The 8,304-nt window shown below is 68.2% G+C and carries 11 protein-coding genes; 8 read left to right on the top strand and 3 right to left on the bottom strand.

All coding sequences use genetic code 11. From position 1 onward, the window contains the following. The first annotated feature begins 155 nt into the window (after positions 1-155). From FFT21_RS24125 to FFT21_RS24135, 3 genes are all read left to right on the top strand, one after another. Entirely contained in the window at positions 156-392 is a 237-nt protein-coding gene (locus tag FFT21_RS24125; RefSeq protein ID WP_137816217.1) for a FitA-like ribbon-helix-helix domain-containing protein, read from the top strand. Further along, positions 389-784 carry a type II toxin-antitoxin system VapC family toxin gene (locus FFT21_RS24130; protein WP_137816218.1) on the top strand — a complete coding sequence of 132 codons (396 nt, stop codon included), beginning with the start codon at positions 389-391 and terminating at the stop codon, positions 782-784. Before FFT21_RS24125 ends, FFT21_RS24130 begins: the two co-directional genes overlap by 4 nt. A 112-nt stretch (positions 785-896) precedes the next feature. Next, positions 897-1,475: a methyltransferase family protein gene (locus tag FFT21_RS24135; protein ID WP_137816219.1), complete on the top strand. Its 579-nt coding sequence runs from the start codon at positions 897-899 to the stop codon at positions 1,473-1,475. Between the two features lie 4 nt (positions 1,476-1,479). On the opposite strand, the gene FFT21_RS24140 is transcribed toward FFT21_RS24135, so the two are convergent. Together FFT21_RS24140 and FFT21_RS24145 are read right to left on the bottom strand one after the other, a co-directional pair. Continuing rightward, the gene (locus FFT21_RS24140) at positions 1,480-2,097 is read right to left on the bottom strand and encodes a DedA family protein (protein ID WP_137816234.1); all 618 of its coding nucleotides are present in this window, start codon (positions 2,095-2,097) and stop codon (positions 1,480-1,482) included. 135 nt (positions 2,098-2,232) lie between these two features. Then, the gene (locus tag FFT21_RS24145; protein WP_137816220.1) at positions 2,233-2,646 is read right to left on the bottom strand and encodes a hypothetical protein; all 414 of its coding nucleotides are present in this window, start codon (positions 2,644-2,646) and stop codon (positions 2,233-2,235) included. 18 nt (positions 2,647-2,664) lie between these two features. On the opposite strand from FFT21_RS24145, the gene FFT21_RS24150 reads away from it, so the two are divergent. Both FFT21_RS24150 and FFT21_RS24155 read left to right on the top strand, forming a co-directional pair. After that, the gene (locus tag FFT21_RS24150; protein WP_225978709.1) at positions 2,665-3,510 is read left to right on the top strand and encodes a DUF5753 domain-containing protein; all 846 of its coding nucleotides are present in this window, start codon (positions 2,665-2,667) and stop codon (positions 3,508-3,510) included. Positions 3,511-3,531: 21 nt separating this feature from the next. Continuing rightward, on the top strand, positions 3,532-3,816 hold the full coding sequence (locus tag FFT21_RS24155) for a DUF397 domain-containing protein (protein WP_137816222.1): 285 nt from the start codon (positions 3,532-3,534) through the stop codon (positions 3,814-3,816). Between the two features lie 91 nt (positions 3,817-3,907). Here the strand turns inward: FFT21_RS24155 and FFT21_RS24160 are convergent, their stop codons facing one another. Further along, entirely contained in the window at positions 3,908-5,893 is a 1,986-nt protein-coding gene (locus FFT21_RS24160; protein WP_137816223.1) for an N-acetylmuramoyl-L-alanine amidase, read from the bottom strand. Between the two features lie 284 nt (positions 5,894-6,177). On the opposite strand from FFT21_RS24160, the gene FFT21_RS24165 reads away from it, so the two are divergent. From FFT21_RS24165 to FFT21_RS24175, 3 genes are all read left to right on the top strand, one after another. Further along, the gene (locus FFT21_RS24165; RefSeq protein ID WP_137816224.1) at positions 6,178-7,098 is read left to right on the top strand and encodes a carbon-nitrogen hydrolase family protein; all 921 of its coding nucleotides are present in this window, start codon (positions 6,178-6,180) and stop codon (positions 7,096-7,098) included. 146 nt (positions 7,099-7,244) lie between these two features. Then, positions 7,245-7,862 (top strand): hypothetical protein, encoded by a 618-nt coding sequence (locus FFT21_RS24170; protein WP_137816225.1) that lies wholly within the window; start codon positions 7,245-7,247, stop codon positions 7,860-7,862. Between the two features lie 20 nt (positions 7,863-7,882). Then, on the top strand, positions 7,883-8,218 hold the full coding sequence (locus FFT21_RS24175; RefSeq protein WP_192909724.1) for an amidase domain-containing protein: 336 nt from the start codon (positions 7,883-7,885) through the stop codon (positions 8,216-8,218). Positions 8,219-8,304 lie beyond the last annotated feature (86 nt).

An 8,304-nucleotide genomic window follows, 5' to 3' on the forward strand; every position in this document is an offset into this window, starting at 1 on the left:
TGGGCCGGCTTACCGATGGCATGTCCAACGCGGCCCGCCAGCGCCCTACTGAGAGCCTGAACCAGCTTCGTGGCACGGCGGAACGGCTACGCACCCGCTGAACCAATCCGCAGCTCGCGCTAGCAAAACGCTTGCGATGGGAACATAATGGCCACATGGCTACGGTTCATGTTCGCGACGTCTCGGATCACACGCTGACCACGCTCAAGGTGCGGGCGGCCAGGTCCGGGCAGTCCCTGCAGTCGTATCTCCGCGAGTTGCTCGAACTCGAAGCCGAGACGCTGACCCCGGAAGAGGCGGCAGAACGGGCGCGTGACATCGCGAGCCGTTCGACGGTCACGGCTGACGATGTCGTGGACGCGGTCGCGGAGATGCGCGAGGCTCGTCGTTGATCGTCCTGGACACGTCCGCTCTGGTTGCGTTCCTTGTCGGTGCGGACGCACTGGGCGAGAAGGTACGCGCAGCGTCAGCCGGTGAGCGGCTCGCCGCGCCATATGCGGTGGATCTCGAATGTGCTTCGACACTGTGGGGCTTGGTTCGCGGCGGCAAACTTCCTGCTGACGAGGCGCGACGTGCACTGCAGTTGCTGGGCGTCATGAAGCTGCAGCGGTATGACCACGTGCCGCTCATGTCGCGCATCTGGCAGTTGCGGCACAACATGTGGCCCTACGACGCGGCATACGTCGCACTCGCCGAATCCCTCGGCGTTGACCTGATAACCATCGACGGCAAGCTGACTCGGATCCCGGGCCTCTTCTGCGCCGTCCGGAACCTACGGGACTGACCAGACCGCTCCACCCTGGGGTTGACCTCGCTGTTCCATCCGTGCGCCGATGTGCGCCTCCGTCCACCGCGCCTAGCGTTTCGGTGACGCCGGACGACGCGAGGGGGTCGGGGTGCTGCGGATTCTGTTCTGGGTGTTCCAGGCTTCGGTGCTGGCCTGGATCGCCGCCGAGGTGATACTGCAGGTACGGCAGTGGCGCCAGGGCGGGAAAGCGAAGACCACGGAGTGGCGCAGCTTCGGGGTGATCGTACTGTCCATTGTGGTCGGTAACCTGCTGGCCGGGCAGGCCGTGCGGCGCGTCCATGCGCTGCACATCGCCGTGCCGTACGCGGCGCTGCTCGTGCCCGCGATCCTGCTGCTGTGGCTCGGGGCCGGCTACCGGCTGTGGGCGATCCACACCCTGGGCCGGTTCTTCCGCGGCGTGGTACACGTGCAGGAGGGCCATGAGGTGGTCCGCTCCGGCCCGTACCGGCACCTGCGGCACCCGTCCTACGCGGGGGCGCTGCTCGCCGTGGTCGGCATCGGGCTGATCTGGGCGAACGTGGCGTCCTGGGCGCTGTTCGTCGGCTGCGCGCTGGCCGGAGTGCTGTACCGGATCCGGGTCGAGGAGCGCGTGCTGCACGACGGCCTCGGCGCCGAGTACGCGGACTACGCCGCGCACACCAGGCGGCTGGTGCCCGGGATCTGGTGAACCGTCAGTCGGGGACGCCGGCCGGCTGGGGTTCGTCCTGCTCCACCGGCCGGCGCATCTCCTGCCGGTACCGCAGCACGCCGACCGTCGTACCCACCACGAAGAACGTGACGCTGATGACCAGCGTCGCGGTCTCCAGCCAGGGCAGCCGGCTGAGCAGCCCGGCCCCGTAGTAGCCGATCAGCACCAGCGAGGGCACCCACACGACAGCGCCGACCGAGGTGGCCGCCAGGTAGCGGCGCGGGTGCATGCCGGCCGCCCCGGCGATCATCGGGGCGAGCGTGCGCACCCAGGGAATCCACCGGGCCAGCACCACGGCCAGGAACCCCTTGCGGTTCAGGAACCGCCGGGCCCGCTCCAGGTTGCGCCGGTTGAGCACGCGGCCGCCCCGGCGGGCGGCGAGCATCCGGTCGCCGGTGTGCCGGCCGATGTAGTAGCCGAGTTGGTTGCCGACGGTGGCGACCACGGTGGCGACCACACACAGGCTCCACGCGTGCTCCGGCTCGTGCTGCTGGGCGAGCACCAGGCCGGCGGTGAACAGCAGGGAGTCACCGGGCAGGAACAGGCCGATGATGAACGCGCACTCGGCGAACACGAATGTCAGCACGATCACCCACACCATCAGCGGACCCGCGTCGTGCAGCGAGACGATCGACAGCAGGTCGGACGGGGTGGGCAGGGGATGCACGTGTGGCAGCCTACGTGGTGGTGTCACCCGGACGTGGTGATATGGCGGGAACTCCTCCGTGAAGTGCCTCTACCGTTGCGCACTGTGGTCAGTTCGTCCACGGGGCGCCACACATCGCCACCATATTCTTACTGAACACAACAGTTTCTGATCCGCGCCTTCCGGCTGCCGCCAGACGATCACCACCCACTGGCCGGGCTTCGCGCCGACCCGCTCCAGGAAGTCGTCCGCGCAGACGTGGGTGTACCGGACGCGCCACTCCTCGCTGGTCAGCCCGGCGCGGGCGAAGTACCAGCCGTGGTCGTCCACCACCTCGGTGTGCTCCAGCGTGCGTTTCCCGCCCTGGCCGACCCGGTGGTACTCGATCCGGTGACGGTAGTTCCAAACGATCACGCGGCGAACGGTCCGCGCGCAACGCTGGGCCGAACGGACGCCGAACCGCAATTTCAGGCGGCGCGTTTCAGGTCGATCATGGCGGAGCATCAGCAAGGGGGTAACCGGGTGAGCGCCGACGCCAGTCCACCGCTGCTGCGACGCCAACTCGGCCGGCAGTTACGCCGTCTCCGCGAGCGCGCGCGAATTGATCTTTCCGAGGCGGCCAGGGCGCTGGAGTGGTCCACGCCCACCCTCAGCAGGGTGGAGACCGGCGCTGTCCGCGTCGACGTGCACGCCGTCAAGTCGATGCTCGACCTCTACGGCGTCACCGCCGACCGCTGGGACCCGCTGCTCGAACTCACCCGCCAGGCCCGCAAGCAGGGCTGGTGGCGTGCCTACGGCATCTCCGACCGGGCGTACGTGCCGCTGGAGGAAGGCGCCTGTGAGGTCCGCGAGTTCGCCCTCGCGCATGTCCCCGGACTGCTGCAAACCGAGCAGTACGCCTGGGCGATCTTTCGCGGTTCCACGTTCCCGCGCAGCCAGGAGCGGCTGGCCGCCGACGTGGCCGTGCGAATGATCCGCCAGCGCCGGCTGACCAGCGAGGAGGACCCGCTACGGCTGGTCGCCGTGGTGGACGAGGCCGTGCTGCGCCGGCCGGTCGGCGGCCCCCAGGTGATGCGTGAGCAACTCCGGCATATCGCGGCGGCGGCCGAGATACCGACCGTCACGCTGCACGTCCTGCCCAGCGCCCTCGGCGCGCACACCGGCATGAACGGCGCCTTCACCCTGCTGCGCTTCGCCGACCCGGCCGAGCCCGAGCTTGCCTACCTCGATGACGTGACCGGCGCGCGGTATCTGGACAAGGAGCCGGCGGTCAACGCCTGTAGGGTCGTCTTCGATGATCTGCGAGCCAAGGCGCTGAGCCCGGCCGACTCCGCGGCGTTCGCCCTGCGGCTGGCCGAGGAGTGGTGAGCCGGCGGAAGGGGTGGCCACGTGTCCACTGTGGACGTCTCCGGTGCGCGCTGGCGGAAGAGCACTCGCAGCGGCGAGGCCAGCAGCACCAACTGCGTGGAGGTCGCCCTCGTCGCCGTCGAGTGGCGGAAGAGCACTCGCAGCGGCGACGCCAACCAGTCCGCCTACGTCGAGGTGGCGTTCTCCGGTCCGGCGGCGGCGATCCGCGACTCCAAGGCCCCGGCGAACCCGCCGCTCGTCCTGCCCCTCCCCGCCTGGCACGCTTTCCTCACCAGCACGAAACGGGGCGACCTGAACCTCCGTTGACCGCTATCGCCCCGTGGTCAGGGACACGGCGGCGATCTCAGCCGAAGGGAAGGGGCGACCGGGTCCGGTCGCCCCCTCCGTTGCGCCGGGGTCAGTAGCCGTAGGCGGTGGCGACGCCGGTGGACGCGTCCCAGGTGATGTAGCCGCCCTGGAAATCGCTGCGCCGGCCGCCGGTCACGTCGTACTCGTCACTGGTCGGGTAGCCCAGCCAGGAGGTCTCCCAGCCCAGCGAGGCCCACCGCGCCCGGATCGCCCCGTAGACGCCGTGCGCTCCGGTGTCGGGTGTCCAGTAGATGGAGGCGTTCTTGGTGAAGTGGTTGTAGCGGCCGATGCCGTCGGGTGTGCCGGATTCGTCGGTGGTCGGGTAGCCCAGGGGGCCGGTTTCCCAGCCGAGGGCGGCCCATCGGTCGCGGATGGCGCCGTAGATGGCGTGTGCTCCGGTGTCGGGTGTCCAGTAGATGGAGGCGTTCTTGGTGAAGTGGTTGTAGCGGCCGATGCCGTCGGGTGTGCCGGATTCGTCGGTGGTCGGGTAGCCGAGGCGGCCGGTTTCCCAGCCGAGGGCGGCCCATCGGTCGCGGATGGCGCCGTAGATGGCGTGTGCCCCGGTGTCGGGTGTCCAGTAGATCGACGCCGGCTTGGTGAAGTGGTTGTACCGGCCGACGCCGTCCGGGGTGCCAAGCTCGTCGGTGGTCGGGTAACCCAGCGCGGGCTGCCCACCGTTCTGCACGAAGTCGGCATGAATGGCGCCGCCGATCGCGTGGGCGCCCAGGTCGCCGCGCCACGCGATGGTGGACGCTCCGCTGCCGAAATCGGTGGCTCGGCCGCCGCCCGGCCAGTCGGTCTCCACCGAGTACGCCGGGCCCATCGCCGCTTCTCCGCCCAGGGACTGCCATTTCTGGTAGATGTCACCGGTGCGCCAGTCACCGGCCAGTTGCACGGCCTGGTTCCTGATCTGGTCGAGCGCGGCGTAGCCGTACGAGCCGGGGCATTCGGTGTTGTTGGTGTCGCGGTGACCGAAAATGGTGGGCAGCGTGACCGCGGTGCCCACCGCGTACTTGGAGGTGTTGCCTCCGGCGCTGGTCAGGGTGACCGTGCCGGCCGCGTCGTCGTAGCTGTTGGACAGCTTCCACGCGGCCATCTGCGTCACCGCGTCGAGCGTCTGTGGGCTCGGCGCCACCACGTTGTAGTCGCCGATCATGGAAATGCCGAACGTGTACCGGTTGAACCCGGCGGTGTGCGCGCCGATGATGGGCAGGTTGAGGCCGCCGAAGCGGCCCTCGAAAATGTTGCCGCACTTGTCGACGAGGGCGTTGTAACCGATGTCGCCCCAGCCGTTGGTCACCGCGTGGTAGTAGTAGATGCCGCGGACGATGCTGGCGGACTGGTCGCAGGTGTAGTCGTTGCTGTTCGCGGTGTGGTGGATCGGGACGGCCTTTACCGTCGTGGCGTATTCCGGGTCCCAGGTCATCAGTGACTCGTCGGCGCCCCACTGCGCCCTGGTGATCACGGTCGGCATCGTGGGCACACCGCTGAACGCCTTGAGGCCGATCCTGGCGTCATTCGCCGACCTGCCCGGGTCGATTGTCACCGCGGACAACTCCGTCACGGCGGGGCGGCCGCCGCGCAGCGCACGGGCCTGCAGTCGGGTCGCCGGGCCGACCCACACCGGCTCGCTGAGCTTCGGTGCCGCCCGGCCGTCCGGTCCGCTGTCGATCGCGCCCACGGATCGCCACGGCGACCAGGCCCCCTGCGCGGAACGGGTCCGCACCTCGAGGGAGTCGGGCTGCTTGCCCGGCCAGGTGAAGCCCACCATGGAGAACTCGTTGCGCGGCACCGCCTCACGGACCTCGGGGCCCGCTCCGTCCGGCCGCTGGGCTGTGGCCAGGGGGATCGTTTCGGCCCGGGGCTTCACCGGTGCGCTGTTCGGCAGCGCCGCCGCCCGGATCGGGCCCGCCTCGACCGTGCGCGGGGCATCCTTGGTGACGTTGGCGGCCACCGAGGTGGCCAGCAGCGCGCCGGCCACGGCGACCAGGCCAGCGGTGAAGAAGGGAGGTCTGCGCAGACCACCACGTGTCATGGGAACCTCTCGGGGATCGAGTACGCAAAGCGCGCGCGGCGGATCTTAACGAGATCCCCGGGAGAAACCGGCTGGCGTTTCCCGAAACGTGACACAACGGCTACTGATGGCGCCTTCGCCCGCCGGTAAATGCCATTTCCGGGCAGCTCGCGGCCGAAGAGCGCACGGCGAGCCGATCAAGAACATTCGTCCGCGCCGCCGCGCCAAAAAACGCGGTCGACCAGGGAGTCCGGCCGTGGAAAGCTGAGGTGTCAAGTGATCGACTTCGGGCACGGAGGGATGCCGTGGCCAGGCTGACGGTGGCGACCTGCCAGTTTCCGGTGGACGCCGACATCGCGCGCAACAGCCGTTACGTGCGGCGCCAGATGCGTTACGCCCGGGAGCGGGGCGCGGACGTCGCGCACTTCCCGGAGGCCGCCCTGTCCGGCTATGCCGGCGCCGACTTTCCCAGCTACGACGGCTTCGACTGGGAGTCGCTGGAACGGCACACCCGCCGCGTCCTGGAGCTTGCCGGTCACTTCGGGCTATGGGTGGTGCTCGGCTCGACGCACCGGCTGACCGGCGACCACAAGCCGCACAACAGCCTCTACATCATCGATGCGACCGGCGCCATCGTGGACCGCTATGACAAGCGGTTCTGCGCTGGTGACCCGGAGGAACGCACCGGCGACCTGGCGCACTACACGCCCGGCGACCATGCCAGCGTGTTCACCGTCAACGGCATCCGGTGCGGCGCGCTGATCTGCCACGACTACCGGTACCCGGAGCTGTACCGGGACTACAAGCGGCACGGCGTCCAACTGGTCTTCCACTCGTACCACGCGGCGCACATGACCGCCGCGAAGCTGGCCGAGATCCACGCGGCGATCGGCGAAGACCTGGTCCCCCGAGGCCCCGGCGGCACCTATCCGGGGATCACCATGCCGGCGACGATGACCGCCGCGGCGGCTGCCAACCACGTGTGGATCAGTTGCCCGAACTCGTCCGCGCGGGAGAGTTGCTGGGGCGCGTTCTTCGTCCGCGCGGACGGCGTCACCACCGGACGACTGCCGCGCAACCGCACCGGCGTGCTGATCTCCACCGTGGACACCGACGCCGACCTCTACGACTCGACCGTGCACTGGCGTGACCGCGCCATGGCCGGCGTCCTGCACAGCGGCACCCTGGTCCGCGACCCCCGCTCCGACCAACGCACCCGGCTCTGACGCCCGTCGAGCACACGGCGGTCGACGCGACAGCGTGACACACCCCTCGCCGTCCTAAGCGCCTACGTAAGGCCAGACCACGGCGGCAATGAATCTTGGTAGCGTGCCTCACGGGCTCACGTCGATACTCGGGGGATGGTCCGGTCATGGTGAGTTTCACCGACCTGCGCGACGCAAAGCCGCGCCTGTGGCAGCGCGCAGCCGACGATCTGCTGCGGCTGGCCAAGGAGGCGGAGCAAGCCGCTTCGGACATCTACCACCAGGGCAAGGGCGCCGTGGACGAGCATTGGACCGACGAGGTCGGACAGCATGCCACCGAGAAGCTCAAGGCGCTTGTCGACGACTACGAGGCAGCCGCGATCACGGTCCGTGCGGGGGTCTCTGTGCTCGACGGCCTGAGTGAGGGAGTCGACCTTGCTCAGCAGTCATTATTGGGAGCCTTGGATTTCGCCAAACGAAGCGGTCTGCAGGTTGATGATCAGGGCTTGGTCCATGTGCCAGCAGCCAACACGGACCCTACGGCAACCCACAACAGTCAACAGGCGCAGCAACTGATCAATGATGCACTTGCCCGGGCTGCTCGCGTCGACAACGATGCCGCGGAGGAACTGGCGAAACTGGTAGGTGCGCTCACCAACACCGACGTCAACAAGGCGCTCAACACAACTCAGGCGGAAGCTGCCGAGGATCAGGTGAAGCTGATCCGCGACAGCCTTCCAGTGGGCAAGAGCGCTGCTGAGGTTCTGCCTGGTGGAATTCACTGACCCCGCAGCAGCGAGACAGCTTGGAGAGAGCAGTTCCTGTCGATCTGTATGACCTCCAAGGCATCCCGGAAGACGTCCGAGAACGACTCAAGGGTCACTACGGGTATGACCGGGTCGAGTTGCTGCGGTGGGCGCAGCAGAACTGGAACAACAAAGACATCGACATCTTCGGCAACAACTGCGCCAACTTCGTTTCCACGGCTCTGGAACATGCCGGCCTGCAAGAGAAGATGAGCATGTGGACCGGCACGTTCGACAGCGACGGTTGGGGGCACGGTTTGCAGACGGGCTGGGACCTGCTTGACGCCAACGATCACTCGGCGGTGTCAAGTAGTGGGTGCACCACCAGCTTCTAGCAGCAGTTTGTTGAGGACTTCGGTGGGTTTGAGCCAGCCGAGAGTCTGCCGGGGCCGGTCGTTGAGTTCGTCGGCGACGGCGTCCA

Origin of the sequence: Gandjariella thermophila (genome assembly GCF_005405885.1) — a bacterium.
Classification (GTDB): Bacteria; Actinomycetota; Actinomycetes; order Mycobacteriales; family Pseudonocardiaceae; genus Gandjariella; species Gandjariella thermophila.

What these genes read in the sequence shown, in the direction of transcription:
- FFT21_RS24125 (WP_137816217.1), top strand. Translation starts at nt 156, where the DNA reads ATGGCTACGGTTCATGTTCGCGACGTCTCGGATCACACGCTGACCACG.
- FFT21_RS24140 (WP_137816234.1), bottom strand. Translation starts at nt 2,097, where the DNA reads ATGGTGTGGGTGATCGTGCTGACATTCGTGTTCGCCGAGTGCGCGTTC.
- FFT21_RS24145 (WP_137816220.1), bottom strand. Translation starts at nt 2,646, where the DNA reads ATGCTCCGCCATGATCGACCTGAAACGCGCCGCCTGAAATTGCGGTTC.
- FFT21_RS24160 (WP_137816223.1), bottom strand. Translation starts at nt 5,893, where the DNA reads ATGACACGTGGTGGTCTGCGCAGACCTCCCTTCTTCACCGCTGGCCTG.
- FFT21_RS24170 (WP_137816225.1), top strand. Translation starts at nt 7,245, where the DNA reads ATGGTGAGTTTCACCGACCTGCGCGACGCAAAGCCGCGCCTGTGGCAG.